This is a genomic window from Streptococcus sp. 449_SSPC (genome assembly GCF_001073005.1).
Lineage (GTDB): Bacteria > Bacillota > Bacilli > Lactobacillales > Streptococcaceae > Streptococcus > Streptococcus salivarius_F.
Genome location: NZ_JVGR01000005.1, coordinates 16904 through 36870 on the forward strand (window position 1 = coordinate 16904; position 19967 = coordinate 36870).

The 19967-nt window shown below is 42.6% G+C and carries 14 protein-coding genes; 2 read left to right on the plus strand and 12 right to left on the minus strand.

Going from position 1 to position 19967, the window contains the following annotated elements; translation table 11 throughout:
- Window positions 1-103: 103 nt before the first annotated feature.
- A complete protein-coding gene (argS, locus tag ADH51_RS01530) occupies window positions 104-1795 on the plus strand; it encodes an arginine--tRNA ligase (RefSeq protein WP_048674015.1) in 1692 nt (563 codons plus the stop codon).
- A gap of 875 nt (window positions 1796-2670) precedes the next feature.
- On the opposite strand, the gene purB is transcribed toward argS, so the two are convergent.
- The 6 genes from purB to purD all read right to left on the minus strand — a co-directional run bounded on the left by purB (window position 2671) and on the right by purD (window position 8341).
- The gene (purB, locus tag ADH51_RS01535) at window positions 2671-3969 is read right to left on the minus strand and encodes an adenylosuccinate lyase (RefSeq protein WP_002886310.1); all 1299 of its coding nucleotides are present in this window, start codon (window positions 3967-3969) and stop codon (window positions 2671-2673) included.
- Between the two features lie 55 nt (window positions 3970-4024).
- Window positions 4025-4252, minus strand: coding sequence for a hypothetical protein (locus ADH51_RS01540; RefSeq protein ID WP_004181931.1), 228 nt, complete (start codon window positions 4250-4252; stop codon window positions 4025-4027).
- 8 nt (window positions 4253-4260) lie between these two features.
- Window positions 4261-5211 (minus strand): ketopantoate reductase family protein, encoded by a 951-nt coding sequence (locus ADH51_RS01545; RefSeq protein WP_048674017.1) that lies wholly within the window; start codon window positions 5209-5211, stop codon window positions 4261-4263.
- On the minus strand, window positions 5212-6303 hold the full coding sequence (purK, locus tag ADH51_RS01550; RefSeq protein WP_048674019.1) for a 5-(carboxyamino)imidazole ribonucleotide synthase: 1092 nt from the start codon (window positions 6301-6303) through the stop codon (window positions 5212-5214). It abuts the gene before it with no gap.
- Window positions 6290-6781, minus strand: coding sequence for a 5-(carboxyamino)imidazole ribonucleotide mutase (purE, locus tag ADH51_RS01555; protein ID WP_006150912.1), 492 nt, complete (start codon window positions 6779-6781; stop codon window positions 6290-6292). Before purE ends, purK begins: the two co-directional genes overlap by 14 nt.
- A 297-nt stretch (window positions 6782-7078) precedes the next feature.
- Window positions 7079-8341 (minus strand): phosphoribosylamine--glycine ligase, encoded by a 1263-nt coding sequence (gene purD / locus ADH51_RS01560; protein WP_048674021.1) that lies wholly within the window; start codon window positions 8339-8341, stop codon window positions 7079-7081.
- Window positions 8342-9027: 686 nt separating this feature from the next.
- Here purD and ADH51_RS01565 point away from each other — a divergent pair.
- Window positions 9028-9867, plus strand: coding sequence for a CHAP domain-containing protein (locus ADH51_RS01565; protein ID WP_048674023.1), 840 nt, complete (start codon window positions 9028-9030; stop codon window positions 9865-9867).
- Between the two features lie 191 nt (window positions 9868-10058).
- Here ADH51_RS01565 and purH read toward each other — a convergent pair whose 3' ends face one another.
- The 6 genes from purH to purC all read right to left on the minus strand — a co-directional run bounded on the left by purH (window position 10059) and on the right by purC (window position 19744).
- A complete protein-coding gene (gene purH, locus ADH51_RS01570; protein ID WP_048674025.1) occupies window positions 10059-11606 on the minus strand; it encodes a bifunctional phosphoribosylaminoimidazolecarboxamide formyltransferase/IMP cyclohydrolase in 1548 nt (515 codons plus the stop codon).
- A gap of 76 nt (window positions 11607-11682) precedes the next feature.
- Window positions 11683-12231: a phosphoribosylglycinamide formyltransferase gene (gene purN / locus ADH51_RS01575; protein ID WP_048674027.1), complete on the minus strand. Its 549-nt coding sequence runs from the start codon at window positions 12229-12231 to the stop codon at window positions 11683-11685.
- A gap of 184 nt (window positions 12232-12415) precedes the next feature.
- Window positions 12416-13438: a phosphoribosylformylglycinamidine cyclo-ligase gene (gene purM, locus ADH51_RS01580; RefSeq protein WP_013989890.1), complete on the minus strand. Its 1023-nt coding sequence runs from the start codon at window positions 13436-13438 to the stop codon at window positions 12416-12418.
- Between the two features lie 211 nt (window positions 13439-13649).
- Window positions 13650-15089: an amidophosphoribosyltransferase gene (purF, locus tag ADH51_RS01585; RefSeq protein WP_004181972.1), complete on the minus strand. Its 1440-nt coding sequence runs from the start codon at window positions 15087-15089 to the stop codon at window positions 13650-13652.
- A gap of 155 nt (window positions 15090-15244) precedes the next feature.
- Complete coding sequence (locus ADH51_RS01590) at window positions 15245-18970, minus strand: phosphoribosylformylglycinamidine synthase (RefSeq protein WP_048674028.1); 3726 nt, start codon at window positions 18968-18970, stop codon at window positions 15245-15247.
- A gap of 66 nt (window positions 18971-19036) precedes the next feature.
- Window positions 19037-19744 carry a phosphoribosylaminoimidazolesuccinocarboxamide synthase gene (purC, locus tag ADH51_RS01595; protein ID WP_002886293.1) on the minus strand — a complete coding sequence of 236 codons (708 nt, stop codon included), beginning with the start codon at window positions 19742-19744 and terminating at the stop codon, window positions 19037-19039.
- Between the last annotated feature and the right edge of the window lie 223 nt (window positions 19745-19967).

Here is a 19967-nt window from a genome sequence, read left to right on the forward strand (position 1 = left end):
TTTTTCATGAAATACTTCCTAATTGATGCTTTCTTGTCCCTACCCTATTAACTAAAATAATGGTAAAATAGGTATGAATGACAAGATTTGAAATGGAGTACCTATGAATACTAAAGAACTCATTGCAGCAGAAATTGCCAAAGTTGTTCCCGAATTGGAACAAGAAAACATTCAAAATCTGCTTGAAACCCCTAAAAATGCTGATATGGGAGACCTCGCCTTTCCTGCCTTCTCATTGGCTAAAGTCTTGCGCAAGGCTCCTCAAATGATTGCAGCAGACATCGCTGAAAAAATCGATGCCTCAAACTTTGAAAAGGTTGAAGCTGTTGGTCCTTACATCAACTTCTTCCTTGATAAATCAAAAATCTCAGCGGACGTTCTTGGACAAGTCATCGCTCAAGGTAGCCACTACGCTGACCAAAACATCGGTCACGGACGTAATATTGCCTTTGATATGTCTAGTCCTAACATTGCTAAACCTTTCTCTATCGGTCACTTGCGTTCAACAGTTATCGCTGATGCTCTGGCCAACATCGTAGCTAAACAAGGCTACAAACCAGTCCGTATCAACCACTTGGGTGACTGGGGTAAACAGTTTGGTATGCTGATTGTCGCCTATAAGAAATGGGGTAGCGAGGAAGCTGTCAAAGCTAACCCTATCAACGAACTCCTTCAACTTTATGTGCGTATCAATGCCGAAGCTGAAGAAGACCCATCTGTAGACGAAGAAGCTCGTGAATGGTTCCGCAAATTGGAAGCTGGTGACGAGGAAGCAACTGCCCTCTGGCAATGGTTCCGTGACGAAAGCTTGGTGGAATTCAACCGTCTCTACGATGAACTCGGTGTTTCTTTTGATAGCTACAACGGTGAAGCCTTCTACAATGATAAGATGGATGAAGTCGTTGACATATTGACACAAAAAGGACTTCTCCAAGAATCTCAAGGTGCCCAAGTGGTTAACCTTGAAAAATACGGTATCGAACACCCAGCCCTCATCAAAAAATCAGATGGTGCGACACTCTACATCACACGTGACTTGGCTGCTGCCCTCTACCGTAAACGTACTTACGACTTTGCCAAAGCCATCTATGTGGTTGGTAATGAACAATCTGCCCACTTCAAACAGTTGAAAGCTGTTCTTAAAGAAATGGGCTACGACTGGTCTGACGACATGACTCACGTTGCCTTTGGTCTTGTAACTAAGAACGGTAAGAAATTGTCAACTCGTAAGGGTAACGTTATCTTGCTTGAGCCAACTATTGCTGAAGCTGTTAACCGTGCCCAAGCTCAAATCGAAGCTAAGAATCCAAACTTGCCTAACAAGGAAGCTGTTGCTCATGCTGTAGGTGTCGGAGCTATCAAGTTCTACGACCTTAAAACAGATCGTATGAATGGTTACGACTTCGACCTTGATGCCATGGTATCCTTCGAGGGAGAAACTGGACCTTACGTTCAATATGCACACGCTCGTATCCAATCTATCTTGCGCAAGGCTAACTTCACGCCATCTGCAGATGCTACATACAGCCTAAACGACGTTGAAAGCTGGGAAATCATCAAACTCATCCAAGACTTCCCACGTATCATCAACCGTGCATCAGACAACTTTGAGCCATCTATCGTTGCTAAATTTGCTATCAGCTTGGCTCAAGCATTTAACAAATACTATGCGCACACACGTATCTTGGACGAAAGTCCAGAACGTGACAGCCGTTTGGCTCTTTGCTACGCAACAGCAACAGTTCTCAAAGAAGCCCTTCGCCTTCTCGGTGTTGAAGCTCCAGACGAGATGTAAGCTATATTTAAAACGCCTAAGGGCGTTTTTTTAATTGCCAAAAAAAGAACCCAACACAGCGTGTTGAGCTCTTTTGGAGATTATGAAAAAGAAAAGTTCGTTGTTCTACAAAAAGTGTAAGCCAACGAGACTTACTGAACGGCGTTCAGTAAAAGTTATTTAGGAGACTTAAAGTATAACCTGCATTCCTTAAAAAAACCTTAAATCGCAGAAAAAAATCCCCTAAGGGATTTTCACAGCAGTCCAAAGACCGCTGAAAAGATACGATTGTACAGGCTTCCCAACCTCTTCTTCCTAATCCTCCAAGGTGACCGCTTGTCCAATAGAATCTTTATATAACTATATTACCTTGTTTTGGAAGGGTTTTCAAGCAATTTCTTAAAATACCCTAATAAAACCTCAAAAAAGAAGAAAAAAGCCTAGATTTCTAGACTTTCTTCGGGGAGATTTGTTATGAAAAAAATTATGTTACCTCTAGCTCACAAAAGCTAGCTGCCTTACTAGGATGGTTATAATATATCTTAATAAACTTAAAAGTAGCTTAAGAGATTATTATTTTTATCACTTTTTAAAATAATAAGCAAAATAAGTAATAGTAAGGAACCACTAGGAATATCCTTATCTAAAAACCAAGAGGGGGCTTTGATACTTCCAAGATCATTCATGATGCGGATGATATTATAAGCAATGCTTACTATTAAGAGGCTAAGTTCCGGTAAATAGTTAAGTCGTCCTTTTAAGATTACTAACTTCTCCTTTCTGATAGTTTTCTTGCGATGACCCTATTATAAGGCTGAAAAGGAAACAAAACTAGTGACATAAATGTCACCATCAAAAAAAGCAGGGCAAACCTGCTTTCTGTTATTTTGTTTAGATTAGTCACCCAAACCGATGCGTTCGAAGATTTCATCAACACGTTTAGTGTAGTAAACAGGGTTGAAGATTTCGTCGATTTCTTCTTGAGTGAGGCGTGATGTTACTTCTGGATCTGATTCAAGAAGTGGTTTGAAGTCTACTTGGTTATCCCATGATTGGGCTGTCTTAGGTTGAACAAGGTCGTAAGCTTGCTCACGTGTCATGCCTTTTTCAATCAAAGTAAGCATCGCACGTTGGCTGAAGATCAAACCAAATGTAGAGTTCATGTTGCGGATCATGTTTTCTGGGAAGACTGTCAAGTTCTTAACGATGTTTCCGAAACGGTTGAGCATGTAGTCAATCAAGATAGTTGTATCTGGTGCGATGATACGCTCAGCTGATGAGTGAGAGATATCACGTTCGTGCCAAAGGGCTACGTTTTCATAAGCTGTTACCATGTGACCACGGATAACACGCGCAAGACCTGTCATATTTTCAGAACCGATAGGGTTACGTTTGTGTGGCATTGCTGAAGACCCTTTTTGACCTTTAGCAAAGAACTCTTCCACTTCACGTTGTTCAGATTTTTGAAGACCACGAATTTCAGTTGCCATACGCTCGATAGAAGTTGCGATGCTAGCAAGAACTGCAAAGTACTCAGCATGAAGGTCACGAGGAAGAACCTGTGTAGAGATTTCTTGAGCACGGATACCAAGTTTGTCGCAGACGTATTTTTCAACGAATGGTGGGATGTTGGCAAAGTTACCAACCGCACCAGAAATCTTACCAGCTTCCACACCAGCAGCCGCATGCTCGAAACGCTCAATGTTACGTTTCATTTCGCTGTACCAAGTGGCCAATTTAAGACCAAAAGTTGTAGGTTCAGCATGCACACCGTGGGTACGACCCATCATGATAGTGAACTTGTGTTCTTTCGCTTTATCAGCGATGATATTGAGGAAGTTTTCAAGGTCCTTGCGGATGATGTCGTTGGCTTGTTTGTAGAGGTAACCATAGGCAGTATCTACCACGTCAGTAGAAGTCAACCCATAGTGAACCCACTTACGCTCTTCACCAAGCGTTTCAGAAACCGCACGTGTGAAGGCAACCACATCATGACGAGTTTGCTGCTCGATTTCAAGAATACGGTCGATGTCAAAATCCGCTTTTTCACGAATCAAAGCCACATCTTCCTTAGGGATTTCTCCCAATTCAGCCCATGCTTCGTCAGCCAAGATTTCCACCTCAAGCCAAGCACGGTATTTATTTTCTTCAGTCCAAATGTTCGCCATCTCAGGGCGAGAGTAACGTTCGATCATGTTTTTATTTTCCTTTCTTTTGATGTTTTACATCAGTTAGCAACCAACTGTCGCTTTATTCAAATTCCTCTTTCCCAATCCACACTGATGGATAGTGATCTAGTTTATTCAAATCAGTATCCATCGGCAAATCATAGATAGCTAAATAGTTTTCAGGATATTGAGCAACCAACTCTTCATACTTAGCTCTCACTTTTTCGTGATTGCTACTAGCATACAAGACTTCGACGACTGCTCCAGTCTTATCTTTTTCAACAAATGCGTTGACGATGAGTTGAATCATAAAATCTCCTAAATCGAAATTCTCTTCATATTTGCTTCAAGAATGGGCATTTCAACACCTAATTCCTGACCGGTCTGATAGACACTTTGACAACAATAGAAGATGTCCTGTTTATCATTGTGTAAGGTCATGATTTTTCGTGTCAGCTCATTTTTCGCAAACATGATTTTCATGGCTTTTCCTGCAATCCAAGCGGGAATTTTGTAGGGCAAGAGTTCGGCTTTGTAAAGTTTCAAATTCACACCACGCGCTTCTACGACTTTCAAAGCCTCTCGAATGGCCTTGATAGCCAATGACAATTCCGAAGAACTATTCATCAAGTTCAGAGCCAATTCTTCTGGATTTTCCAGATTTCCTGAACGAGCAGCTGTCGAAGTGACCCCTGCGTTAATCGCCATATGAATCCAAATCCACTCGATCATATCATGAGGTACTTCCCACTTCAAATCTGCAGAAGTCAGCAAAGTCGTCAAATCAGAATAGTTAGAAATGTGTGCTTTTTGCTCACCTTCGAGCATTAAATGGTCAAACAAGACACCATCCAAATGGTGTTCCTGCATGTGACCACCCGCTGTCGGAAAGGCTAGAATATAGTCGTAATCTCCTGCCCACTCTTGGACCTCTTTTCGAGTATCCCAGAAATTACAGAAGAAAACAAGGGTGCCTTTGATATTATTTTTTCGCAAGGTTTCCACGGCTTCTTTGACAAAACCATGACGCACACTGAGAAAAATAAAATCATATTCCGAATCAGCTTCCGCCACATGAACCTCATAGGTATCATGCTTGTTCTCACCTTTGGAATGATAGCGACCATCTAGCAAATCAACCGAGAGGGATTTGGGAGCATTGTTCCGCTTACTGTCTCTAAGGACATGCTCTACTTGATGACCTGCTTTTTGAAAAGCATAGGCATAAGTCGTTCCAATGACTCCGAGTCCTAGGATTGCTATTTTCACCTAAAAATCAATTCCTTTCCCGAACTCAACCACACTATCTAGTTCATCACTAAACAAAGTCACATGTCCCATTTTGCGGTTGTGCTTCGCTTCTAGTTTACCATACATGTGGAGGTGGGCGCTTGGATTTTCTGTGACATAACGCTCAGCTGCTTCGACGTGTTGCCCGAGGACATTGAGCATGACAGCTGGCGCATGGAGGTGGATTGCTGGAAGTGGCGCTCCGAGAACGCCCAGGATATGCGTATCAAACTGTGAAAAATCGCAAGCTTCGATTGAGTAGTGACCTGAATTGTGTGGACGTGGTGCGATTTCGTTGACGATGATGTCATCAGCTGTCGCAAACATTTCCACACAGAGAGTACCAGAGAGATTAAGCTGCTCAGCAATCTTCATAGCCATAGCTTTAGCTTTCTCAGCTAGACTATCAGAAATGCGAGCGGGCACGATGGTTTTAGAAAGGATGTTATTGCGGTGGATATTTTCCTGAACTGGAAAAACCGTCACATCCTTGCCATTACCAGACACGATGACTGAAATTTCAAGGTCGAAGTTGACGAACTCTTCCAAGACACACTCAGCTGAATTAGCAAGGGCATTTGCCTCTTCCAAATCGTCAGCTGACGTGATGACTTTTTGACCGTGGCCATCGTAACCACCTGTCGCAGTCTTGAGGACGTATTTTTTAGAAAGGTCAATATCTTCCAAATCAAGGCTAGATGTCACGACTTTGTAAGGAGCAACGGTTACTTTAGCCTTGTTTGAGAGAAAGTCCTTCTCAAAAATACGGTTTTGTGAAATGCGAAGCAGGTCTGTTCCTTGTGGAAGTTGACCATCTTTGATAACAGCGTCAAGGCCGTCAGCGTCAACATTTTCAAACTCATAAGTGAGAACATCACAGCTGTCTGCCAACTGACGAAGGGCATCTACGTCATCGTAGGGTGCCACGATAACCTCAGACACACGAGAAGATGGACAATCTGCTGCAGGATCAAGGGTGATAACCTTGTGACCCATATAGATAGCTGAAATAGCCATCATCTGACCGAGCTGGCCACCACCGATGATACCAATGGTTTTAGTTGAGCTCATTTGTAGACTCCTCTGCGATTTTTCCTTGTTCTTCAGCAAAATTAGCAAGCGCATCCGCAATGGCCTTGTCTTCTACTGAGAGGAGACGGAGGGCAAAGAGGGCTGCATTAGTCGCACCAGCTTCACCGATAGCCATGGTTGCGACAGGTACACCACCAGGCATCTGAACGATAGAATAGAGCGAATCCACACCGCTAAGAGCACGTGATTTGACCGGCACACCAATGACTGGAAGGGTTGTTTTGGCAGCAACCATACCTGGCAAGTGAGCAGCGCCACCTGCACCCGCGATGATGACCTTAATGCCACGGCTACGTGCTTCTTCGGCATGTTTGAACATGAGGTCCGGTGTACGGTGTGCGGAAACAACTTTCTTTTCGTAAGCGACACCGAAGTTGTCGAGGACTTCAGCGGCTTTTTGCATGGTTGCCCAGTCGGATTTTGAGCCCATGATAATGGAAATTACTGGTTTAGTCATAATTTTTCCTTTTTCTTCTTTTGATAATGGTCTTAGGTGGTGGGGACGGAAGCAAACCTTCGGTTTCATTTCTAAACTTTGAGCCTAAGGTCTCAAAGTTTCCCCCGACCAGAACAGTAACTGTTCTGGTCTTTTCACCACGGCGACCATTATCGGATTGGCGACTTCGTCGCCTAAAATAGCATTGATATTCGAAAACTCAAAGAAAATCATAGAGTGACAAGGCAAAGCGACGAAGATAGAACTAAAGTTCATCAAGGAGCTTTAACACAGTCAATCGAAGGTTTTCGAAGAGTTTTATTTATTAGCCTTACTACCGATATCATTTCGATAGAAGAGGCCTTCTGTGTTTTGTTTGTTGAGTTCGTTGTAGATGATGTTTTGGCCGTCTTTGACGGTGTCTGCTGTTGTGACAAGCATGTAGACACGTCCTCCGTTTGAGAGGAGGTCTTGGCCATTTTCAGCGAATTTAGCACCGGCATAGTAAGTGATGATGTCGCCCACTGTCTTGGCTGGAAGTTTGACACCCTTCTCATAAGCGAGTGGGTACCCATTTGAGGCTACAACCACGCCTAGTGTCACCCCCTTGTCCGTCCAAGTGATAGCTGGTTCTTTACTATCCAAAATGTCCGTGATATTTTGCGCAAAGTCAGATGTCAAACGAGGCAAGATGATTTGCGTTTCAGGATCACCGAAACGTGAATTGAACTCGATGACTTTAGGTCCGTCAGCTGTCAAGATAAGTCCCGCGTAAAGGACACCAGTGTAAGGACGACCTTCTTTGATCATGCCTTCAAGAACTGGCTTGACAATAGTGTCAACTGCTGTGTCAACCACGCTCTGTGGCAAGTGAGGAACTGGCGCATAGGCACCCATCCCACCAGTGTTAGGACCCTTGTCGCCATCATATGCGCGTTTGTGGTCCTGAGCCGTTGGCATGATGTAGAACTTGTCCCCATTGACAAAGGCAAAGAGAGAGAACTCTTCCCCGTCAAGGAATTCCTCGATGACCACACGCGCACCTGAATCACCGAATTTATTGTCTAAAAGCATCTCGTGAGCAGCTTCGACGGCTTGCTCAACCGTTTCAGCAACGACGACACCTTTACCTAGGGCTAAGCCGTCTGCTTTGACGACGATTGGAGCGCCTTTTTCCTCGATGTAGGCCTTGGCTTTCTCGAAATCTGAAAATGTGCCATAGGCTGCTGTCGGAACGTCGTACTTGACCATGATTTCCTTAGCAAAATCCTTAGACCACTCAAGCTCAGCCGCAGCCTTGGTAGGACCAAATGCCTTCAGACCGGCTGCATTGAAATCATCCACGATACCAGCTGCAAGGGCATCATCTGGACCGATAAAGGTCCAAGCAATATCGTTCGCTTTTGCGAAGTCAATCAGCTTAGAATGTTCGGAAATTCCGATATTGATCAAATCAAGACCGTCCAGTGTCATCCCGTCATTACCAGGAGCCACGAAAACTTGCTCAACGTCCTTAGACTCCAATAATTTCTTGGCAATCGCATGTTCACGACCACCAGAACCAACAACCAAAAGTTTCATTTGAAAGATACCTCAATATCAAATAAGACTAGGGGCAAATGCCCGTTAACGACAATCATTCGGAAAAATTAGCAATTTTCACGAATTATACATAACCATTATAACATATTTGTTCGGAGATATGGGTGTGTATCCAAATTTGGACATAAAAAAGGCGGCCACTTGGACCGCCTCTTGGGAGATTATGAAAATGAAAAAAGTTATTTAGGATTGATGATAGTATATCCTGAGCAGCTTAAGGGAGGCTTAAACTCACTATTTTATAATAACTTGATATACCTTCTTTAGAACTAAAACCTTATTACCTCCAAAAATTCCATTGCTAGTCAATGATTTGAAACCATCCTCTTTGCGACAATTACGTTAGATAGTGTGCCTTTATAACTTGTAAGTCATATTCATCCTTAACCTCCTCAAGGAATATCATATTATCAGTCTGGTACTATGCTACACCCTCTAACACCTAAATCTACTTAATAGGATTTATTTGAATATCTCGTCTTCGTCATCACCAGTATTTACCCAGTTGAAACAATCAGAGCCCAAAAATAAACTAAACAATTTACTCTTATCTCGATGATTTGCCTTCTCCAACAAGTCAGAATTTTAATGTATATATTTTTTGAAAAAAAGATAAATTTTTCTATTTTCTCAAAAAAACTGCGAATAGGTAGGTGGAGGTTAAAATGAAGAAAAAATTACTTAATTGTCTTTTACCGCTAGCTTGTCTAGCGACTGTATCGGTTTCGTGTGGTTCCTCTGCACAGGCGGCTGTTCTCGGAGATGACTATCCTTCCTCTTGGAAATATGGTGGCTTCGGCGTAGATCCTTGGACCATGTACTGGCGTCAGTGTACATCCTTTGCAGCCTATCGACTCAGTAATACCAATGGTTTCAACCTACCTGCAGGCTATGGAAACGCTATCACTTGGGGCAGCATCGCACGTTCCAATGGTTACCGTGTTGACATGAATCCTGCCGTCGGTAGCATTGCCTGGTTCTCAGCTGGTGTCAATGGGGCCGGTCACATGGGACATGTGGCTTGGGTTGCTGATGTTCAAGGCGATCAGGTCACTATTGAGGAGTACAACTACGATGTGGGACAAGGACCTGAGAAATACCACAAACGTACCTTCCATAAGAGTCAAGTATCTGGCTATATCCATTTTAAAGACCTCGAACCAGGAGCTCAAAATGGAAATTCTACTAACTCTTCTATCAAAGTTGGTGATACAGTGCGCTTCACAGGAACATTCCGTGTCACGTCTGTGTCAGGAAATACCATCACCAGCCAAGATTTAGCTGGAGGTACACCAACCAAACACAATGTCGTTGATCCTGGACCCGTTCTTGAAGTTGATGGTCAAGGCAATCCAACTTCAGACCAGTACCTCAATCCTGGTGAGACCTTTACTATTCCAGGTAACTTCAAGGTGCTAGCGATTGACCCACCTAGCGATGGCGTCCTCGTCCAAATCGGAAATCGCAAGACTTGGGTAACCCAGTCTGTCCTTGAAAAGGTTTAAATCTATTGAACAATCGTGAGAACGGTTGTTTTTTTGATACTCTGAAATAAAAAAGCCCAGCGGGTGCTGAGCTCTTAGGAGATTTATGAAAAAGAAAAGTTTTTTAGGATGGTATTAGTATAACTTGGGTAGCTTAAAGGAAACTTAAGGGATTTACAAAACATCCAATTTCTTGGATGCTTTGTAAATTCTTAATGACGGAAATGACGAACTTCTGTAAAGATCATTGTCAAACCATGTTTATCAGCCGCCTCGATTGACTCTTGGTCACGTACTGATCCACCCGGTTGGATGATTGCTTTAATACCTGCTTTAGCGATTTCTTCCACGTTATCTGCAAATGGGAAGAAGGCATCTGAAGCAAGAACAGCACCATCAAGACGGTCTTTAGCTTGGTCAATGGCGATACGAACTGAAGCCACACGGTTGGTTTGACCTGGGCCAACACCAAGTGTCATGTGGTCGTTAGTCACAATGATACCGTTTGATTTGACGTACTTGATAGCTTTCCAAGCAAACTCAAGAGCTGTCGTTTCTGTCTCAGTTGGTTGGCGTTTAGTAACCACTTGCCAGTCAGCTGGACTTTCTTTAACAACGTCTTGGTTTTGAACGAGGAGACCACCAACAACACCAGTGTATTCTGCTTCCACTTCGCTAGCATCTTGAGCGTCAAATGGCAACTCAAGGATACGCAAGTTTTTCTTCTTAGTTGTCAAGATTTCAAGCGCTTCGTCTGTGTAGCTTGGTGCAATGATGATTTCAAGGAAGACACCATGCATTTTCTTAGCTGTCGCAGCGTCAACTTCACGGTTGAGGACTACGATTCCACCAAAGATTGATACTGGGTCAGCTTCATAAGCATAGTCCCAAGCTGTTTCGATGTCGTCAGCTTGACCGATACCACATGGGTTCATGTGTTTGAGAGCCACAACTGTTGGACGGTCTTTGAAATCACGGATGATACGGATAGCGGCATCAGCATCACGGATATTGTTGAATGACAATTCTTTACCGTTAAGTTGTTTAGCTGAAGCAATTGAGTAAGCTGTTGGCAAACCTTTTTGGTAGAAGTCTGCGTCTTGTTGAGGGTTTTCACCGTAACGCATTGGTTGCTTAAGGTCATAAGTCAAAGTGAGTTTTTCAGGTTTTGTTTCACCCACTTGAGCTGTGAAGTATTCTGCAATCAAAGCGTCGTATGAAGCTGTATGACGGTATACTTTTGCTGCCAAACGTTGGCGAGTTTCGTAGCTTGTTTCGCCGTTCGCTGACAATTCGTCAAGAACAACAGCATAGTCAGCAGGGTCTACCACAACTGTTACGCTAGCGTGGTTTTTAGCTGCTGAACGAAGCATAGACGGACCACCAATATCGATATTTTCAACCGCATCAGCGTAAGTCACGTCTGGTTTAAGAATCGTTTCCTTGAATGGGTAAAGGTTTACCACAACAAGGTCGATAAGTTCGATATTATTGTCCTTGGCCGCTTGAAGGTGGCTATCGAGGTCACGACGAGCGAGGAGACCACCGTGGATATTTGGGTGGAGAGTCTTCACACGACCGTCCATCATTTCTGGGAAACCAGTCACATCGTCGATGGCGATAGTGTCTACCCCAGCATTGTCAAGGGCGACTTTAGTACCACCTGTTGAGATGATGTCCCAACCTAGTTTTTTGAGTTCTTGGGCAAATTCAACAATGCCCGCTTTGTCTGAGACTGAAATAAGTGCTCGTTTAGTCATTTTCTTTCTTTTCCTTTTTTTAAAAAAGTTCTTTATCTGCTACAGTCGAAAATTATCTTTCAGCTCTAGGGCTTTCTTATTTTCGTGCAACTCCCAAACTATCCAACACTTCTGGATAGAGCTTGTACTCTGTTTCGTGGATGCGAGTTTCGAAAGTATCAAGGGTATCACCTTCAAGGCGTGGCACACGGACTTGTTTGATGACCTTACCGGTATCAACGCCAGAATCCACCCAATGAATGGTCACACCAGACCGGTCAACACCTGCATTCCAAGCATCCTCAATACCATGAGCACCTGGAAATTCAGGGAGATATGCCGGGTGAATATTGATGATACGGCCCTCATAAGCTGCCAGCAAGGTTGGACCGACGATTTTCATATAACCGGCCAAGCAAACCAAATCTATCTGGTGTTCATCCAAGAGTTTGACGATAGCTTCTTCATAATCCACTTTATTGTCAAATTCCTTGAGTTCAAAGGCATGGCTCACCACGCCAAGGTTTTTGGCCCGTTCTAAGACATAGGCATCACGGTGATCGGAAAAAACAAATTCTACCGGAAATTGTTCAGCAATCACCTGAAAGTTTGAGCCATTGCCAGAGGCAAAAACAGCAATTTTCATATTCGATATAAAGGGACGTTTCGGCTAGCCGAACAGTTTCGTAGAAAAATAGGAAATCATTTTGTGTGCAAGCACCCAGCAATGATTTCTCTTTTTTCCTAGAAAATGAGTCCCGTGTTCAGTTAGGCTTGCTAACTAAACACTCCTTTCTACAATTTCTCCGTATAAAATGGTGATTTCACCATTATTTTATCACCACACTTGCGCCATCTTTCTTCACAATACGACCAATTTCATAAACAGGTTCGTCAAGAAGTTCTTTGACACGTTCAACATTTTCTGGTTTAACCGCAAGCATGAGACCAATACCCATGTTGAAGATTTCAAACATTTCTTCATGTTTGATTTCACCATATTTTTCAAGGGCTTTGAAAATTGGAAGAACTGGCACTTTGCTTTCATCAATTTCAGCAGCCAAGTCATCTGAGAACATACGTGGTACATTTTCGATGAAACCACCACCTGTGATGTGAGCAATACCGTTAACCAATTCTTCTTTGATGAGTGGCAAAGCTGCTTTGACGTAGATACGAGTTGGTTCAAGAAGAACGTCTTTAAGTTTTTTGCCTTCAAGTTCTGGAAGAACTTCTTCACCTGTGTAATCAGCAAAGACACGACGCACGAGTGAGTAACCATTTGAATGGATACCACTTGAAGCAAGTCCAAGAAGCACGTCACCTTCAGCTACTTTTGAGCCGTCGATGATTTGAGATTTTTCTGCGATACCTACCGCGAAACCTGCCAAATCATAGTCGTCTTCACCATACATACCAGGCATTTCAGCAGTTTCACCACCAATAAGGGCTGCACCAGCTTGCACACAACCTTCAGCAACACCAGCAACGACCTGCTCCAATTTAGCTGGTTCATTTTTACCAGTTGCTACGTAGTCAAGGAAGTAAAGGGGCTCAGCACCTGCGGCGATGATATCGTTAACACACATAGCAACACAGTCTTGACCGATAGTATCGTGTTTGTCGTACTTAATAGCAAGCATGAGTTTAGTACCGACACCATCTGTACCTGAGATCAAAACAGGCTCTTTGACACCTGTTTTTGAAAGGTCGAACATACCACCGAAGCCACCGAGAGCTCCCATGACACCTGCACGCTCTGTACGAGCAACGTGTTTTTTGATACGTTCAACAACTTCATAACCTGCTTCAACATCCACACCCGATTGAGCGTAAGCATTTTTATTTGTCATTTTATTTATTCCTTTTCTTTTTTCGAGAAAGAGTGCGACGTATTTTTAGATGAACCATCTTTTTATCTAAAAATACTAGTCAGGTCTCTAGCTTTGACCCCATAGGGCAAAGTGTCTACTGACAAATGCTTTAGCTTTTAGTCAGTAGTGAGACGTGGAGCGTAAGCATTTTTAGACATAATTTTTTCCTCTTTTTTCTTCTGCACTGCTCTTAATAGAAAGAAGTGTGTTCTTTCAAACTTTCCAAATAGCGTTCTTCGTAGTCATACAATGGTGTTGGATATTTACCATCAAAGTAAGCCACACAAAGGCCACCGTTTGGTGCATCTGTGTCAATTCCAATAGAATCAATCAATCCATCAATAGACAAGTAAGTCAAGCTATCCGCTCCAATGATTTCGCGTGTTTCCTCAACTGTATGATTGGCCGCAATCAATTCCTTACGTGTTTGAATATCGATACCGTAGAAACATGGGTAGGCAAGGGCTGGGCTACCGATTGCTACGTGGACCTCTGTTGCTCCTGCTTCTTTTAGCAAATTAACGATACGACGTGATGTTGTCCCACGTACAATAGAGTCGTCAATCATAACCACACGTTTTCCTTTAACAACACCTGATACGGCAGAGAGCTTCATACGAACCCCTTGCTCACGCAATTCTTGTGTTGGTTGGATAAAGGTACGTTGGGTGTATTGGTTTTTAATCAAGCCCATTTCATTTGGCAAGCCTGATTCTTCCGCAAATCCCATGGCTGCGCTAAGTGATGAATTAGGCACACCAACGACAATATCTGCTTCATGTTTGAACTCACGTGCCAATTGAGCACCCATACGTTTACGAGCTGTATGGACATTGACCCCTTGGATATTTGAATCAGGACGGGCAAAGTAGATATACTCCATCGAACAAACAGCCAATTGCGTATCCGTTGTATAGGTATCGTAAGTGATGCCATTATCATCGATGATAACAACCTCACCTGGATTTACATCCCGAATCCATTCTGCACCAACACCCTCAAAGGCACATGTTTCAGATGAAACCACGATAGCACCATTGCTCATCTTACCAAGAGAAAGGGGACGGAAGCCATTTGGATCCAAAGCTGCAATAAGCTTGTCCTCAATCATAAGAAGATAAGCAAATCCACCTTTAACAGTGCTCAGAGCTTCTTTTACTTTACCCATGAATGATGGGTTGTGGCTACGGCGAATCAAGTGAGCTAAGATTTCTGAGTCAGAAGTTGAGTTTAAGATAGCTCCATTTTTCTCCAACTCATGTCTTAGTGACTCTGCATTAGTCAAATTCCCATTATGAGCAAGACCAAGCTGTCCATCGTGAAACTTAAACATGAATGGTTGAATATTGTCTACAGAAGCTTCACCAGCAGTCGCATAACGAACATGACCGATAGCAGCCGTTCCAGTTAGCTTATCCAAGTTGGCTGGATCACGGAAAACTTCTGAGAGAAGCCCCATATCACGATGACGCTTCAATTGACCCGCATCATTTGAGAGAATTCCTGCTCCCTCTTGACCACGGTGTTGGAGACTGTGAAGTCCGAAATAAGTTAATTTGGCAGCATCCGGGTGACCCCAGATACCAAAAACACCACATTCTTCATTAAGAGATTTAACTTCGTATGTCATTTTTTATACCTTTTATTTTTGATATTTTCCTAATGTTATGCAAACGAAAAACTGTTCCTAGCCGCTCATTTCACTAATGTGAACTCAAGTTTTCAAGCTCTTTAAAACTACTGCTACATTGAAAAATATCATTACTGAGTGCACTTGGCACTCTATTATTTTCCAGTAAAGTATTTAACCGCTGACGCAAAGAGGTGTTGGTCTTTATTTCCTGGAATATTTTGGAAGAGACCGTCTTCGAAACGTTCTGAGTGACCCATCTTACCAATAATTTGACCGTTCTTACTTGTGATACCTTCGATAGCATTCACAGATCCGTTAGGATTGTATTTAGAATCCATGCTTGGTTTACCTTCGAAGTCAACATATTGGGTAAAGATTTGACCATTGTCACGAAGCTCTGCAAAGTCCTCATCTGTCACGACAAATTTACCTTCACCGTGTGATACTGGGATGGCATGGATGTCACCAACTTCTACTCCGGCAAGCCATGGTGAGTTAGTGTTGGCAATACGTGTTTCAACCATCTTAGCCACGTGTTGGTTGGCATCATTGTAGAAGAGGGTTGGACTCGTGCTGCTTGCATCTTCAAAGTTACCGTATGGAAGAAGACCTGATTTAACAAGGGCTTGGAATCCGTTACAGATGCCAATAATCAAACCACCACGTTCGATGAAGCTATCAATGGCTGCACGTACTTTTTCATTGAGCAAGATGTTAACGATAAATTTAGCTGATCCATCTGGTTCATCCGCTGCTGAGAAGCCACCTGCAAAGAAGATAATGTTAGCTTTTTCGATATTGTCAACCATAGTGTCAACAGACTTGACAATAGCTTCTTCATTAAGTGTTACAAATGGTACCAAGTTAACTTTTGCACCTTCTTTTTCAAAGGCCTTAGCTGAATCGTACTCAGAGTTAGTACCTGGGAATACTGGAATGTAAACTACTGGTGTCTCAACTGTTTCTTTAGCTTTGATCACAGCATCTGATGCCACAGCTGGCACTTCTTCCAACTCAGTTGCTTGTGCAAATTCCGTTGGGTAAACTTCTTCCAATTTACCTTGGAAGGCACTGTCAAGTTTGTGTCCATCAAGCGTTACATCATTGACAGTTAGTGTAAAGTCAGCTACTGTTTGTCCAATCTTGGCAACACCTGAAATCTCTTCCGGAGATGTGAAGACGAATCCACCCAATTGAGCTGTCAAGGCAGTCTCAAGATTTTCAAGGGTTACAGTGGCACCAATATGGTTACCAAATGTTGCAAGGGCAAGAGCTTCAACGACACCACCATATTTGACAGCTGATGCAGATGTGACTTTATGGTCACCTTGGATGGCTTCAAATTGAGCAAAGTTAGACTTGATAAGATTGAAGTCAATTTCTTGTGCCAAAGCTTGACCAGGAATGTAGTAAATATTTTCACCAGCAGCTTTGAATTCTGGAGAAAGAACCTTACGGCTATCTGCAGTTGTTACCCCAAAAGCAACCAAGGTTGGTGGTACTGTCAATTCTTCAAAGGTACCAGACATAGAGTCTTTACCACCGATAGATGGCAAACCAAGTTGAATCTGAGCTTCGATTGATCCAAGGAGAGCTGATACTGGTTGACCAAAGCGCTCCGCTTGTTTATCCATACGCTCGAAGTATTCCTGATAAGAGAAGCGAGCCTTAGACCAGTTTGCACCAGCAGCAACCAAACGAGCTGTTGCTTCGATTACTGCATAGGCAGCGCCATGATATGGAGACCATTCTGCTACATAAGGGTTGAATCCTTGCGCCATAACAGAAGCAGTTGTTGTCACGCCATGTTGGACTGGCAATTTCTGTACAGAAGCTTCCGTTGGTGTGATTTGGTAGCGACCACCGAGTGGATGATTGACTGTTGAACGACCAACTGAACTATCAAAGATGGTTTGTAAACCTTTTTGACTGGCATGGTTAAGGTCAGCCAAGACTTCAAGAGTATCAGCTTCAAGGGTTTCAGCAGATGTTTGACGTTCTTCTGGAAGCTTGACATCCTTGTCAACCACCTTAGCATCTACAACCACACGTACACCGTTTGTATCAAGGAAACGACGTTCCAAATCAACGATGGTTTCACCATTCCAGTGCATGACAAGATTTGGTTTTTCAGTCACTGTCGCAACAACAACAGCATCAATATTTTCTTTGTTACATTCAGCAACGAAGGCATCTACATCTTCTGGACGAACCACTACGGCCATACGTTCTTGAGATTCAGAGATGGCAATTTCTGTACCGTTCAAACCTTGGTATTTCAATGGCACTTTGTCTAGATCAATTTCAAGACCATCTGCCAATTCACCAATAGCCACACAGACACCACCAGCACCAAAGTCATTTGATTTCTTGATAAGACGTGTCACATCCCCATTACGGAAAAGACGTTGAATCTTACGTTCTTCGATGGCATTCCCTTTTTGAACTTCAGCACCAGCTGTTTCAACAGATTCAACCGTTTGAACTTTAGAAGAACCTGTCGCACCACCGACACCGTCACGTCCAGTCTTACCACCAAGCAAGATAATCACATCACCTGCTTCAGGTTTTTCACGGACAACATTTTCTTTAGGAGCCGCACCGACAACTGCACCTAGCTCCATACGCTTAGCAACGAAACCTGGGTGGAAGTATTCACGAACATAAGTTGTTGCCAAACCAATTTGGTTACCGTATGAAGAATAACCGTGTGCCGCTGTTTTAGAAATCACTTGTTGTGGCAATTTACCAGCGCGAGTTTCGGCAATTGGTGTTGTAATATCACCAGCACCTGAGATACGCATAGCTTGGTATACGTATGAACGCCCTGACAATGGATCACGAATGGCACCACCGATACAAGTAGCCGCTCCACCAAATGGTTCGATTTCAGTTGGGTGGTTGTGGGTTTCATTCTTGAACATGAGAAGCCATGGTTCTTTCACACCATTGACATCCACTTCAATTTCAACTGAGCAGGCATTAATTTCATCAGACACTTCCATGTCATCCAAACGACCATTAGCACGCTCATAACGGCCAAAAATAGTCGCCATATCCATCAAGGTTTGAGGCTTTTCTGTACGTCCCAACTCATCACGCATGGCAATATACTTGTCATAAGTCGCTTGCAATTGTTTTTCAAATTTAGAAGCTGAGAAGTCAATGTTTTTCAACTCAGTCTCGAAAGTTGTATGACGGCAGTGGTCAGACCAGTAAGTATCCAAAACCTTCAACTCAGTCTCAGTTGGTACACGTCCAATGGATTTGAAGTAATCTTGAATGAAGAGAAGGTCATCCACTTCCATTGCCAATCCTTGCTCAGCCTTATACTTAGCAAAATCTTCTGCCGTATAAGTTTCAAAGAAATCCAAGCTTGGAATGGTCTTGTCAGACTCAGAGAAATCCTGTTTAGCAATACCAACAGTGATATCTTTGAAACGAGAATCCACTGGGTTCAAAAGGTAGTTTTTGACAGCCTCCAACTCATTCGCATCAATATCCTTGTTAACCAAGTACAATTGTGCTGTGTTCACTGTTACATCATTTGAACTACCAAGCAAAAGCAAAGCTTCTTGTGAAGATGCCGCACGTTGGTCAAATTGACCAGGCAAACTTTCGATAGCAAAGAAAGCATACTTCTCAAGATCAGCCTTAACCGCAGCCTCGTCCAAAACAGTATCAGTCACTTGCTCAGAGAAGATGTGTTTTTCCGCACGCGCAAACAAGTCCTCTGCCAAATTAAAGACATCGTAAACCTGAACAATACGAAGATCATTCAAAGTTTTCAACTGAAGATTATGCTTTAATTCTTTTACTAAAGACTGAGATTTTACACGAAAATCAGCTTTTTTCTCAACGAAAATACGTTTATCCATTTTATTTCCTTTATCTATTTCTACTTAAAGATTGTAGTGAAGACCAAGCATTCTATTTGTGAAAGGCTACTTCAATCCTTGCAATTTTTCCAATACAACTTCATAAACATCTGTCAAGCTACCAAGATCACGACGGAAGACATCCTTGTCCATATGGTGCCCTTCAGCATCCCAAAGGCGGCAGTTATCTGGTGAGAATTCATCTGCCAAGATAATCTTGCCATCCTTATCAAAACCAAATTCCAATTTGAAGTCAATCAAGCGAAGACCAATTTGTGCAAACCAATCTTTTAGTAATTCATTGATACGACGCGTTTCTTCCTTGATATAAGCAATTTGTTCATCATTGGCAATATCCAAGAACTTCACATGCTCATCATTGATGAATGGGTCATCCAAATCATCATTCTTGTAGTAAAATTCAACGATTGGAGTTTTCAAGTCCAAACCTTCTTCAACGCCAAAACGTTTAGAGAAAGAACCCGCAGTCACATTACGAAGAACAACCTCCAAAGGAATGATAGTAACTTTCTTGTTAAGTTGTTCGGTATCAGAAATACGTTCGATAAAGTGAGTAGCTACACCCGCAGCATTCAATTTTTCAAAAATAAGAGACGAAATCTGATTATTTAGCACACCTTTTCCCTTAATAGTCTCCTTACGAGCACCATTAAGCATGGTTGCCTGGTCCTTATAGACCGACTTAATCACATTTTCGTCTTCTGTACTATAAATATCTTTAGCTTTCCCAGTATAAATCAGTTGGTTTGACATGGAATTGTTCGCCTTTCAAGTTTATTCGTCTTAATTATACCACACCAGAATCCAAAAACCAACATATAGCAAACTTTATTACTTAGGTAAAAAAAAACGTTCGTGTTTTAGTTCTTTTTTAGAGTTTCTTAATAAATAATGTATAGAAAAAAGGAGTGTGACAGAACTAAATCCATATAACATTTAGTTTCTTGCCTCACTCCAACAAAAATAACAATCGTAT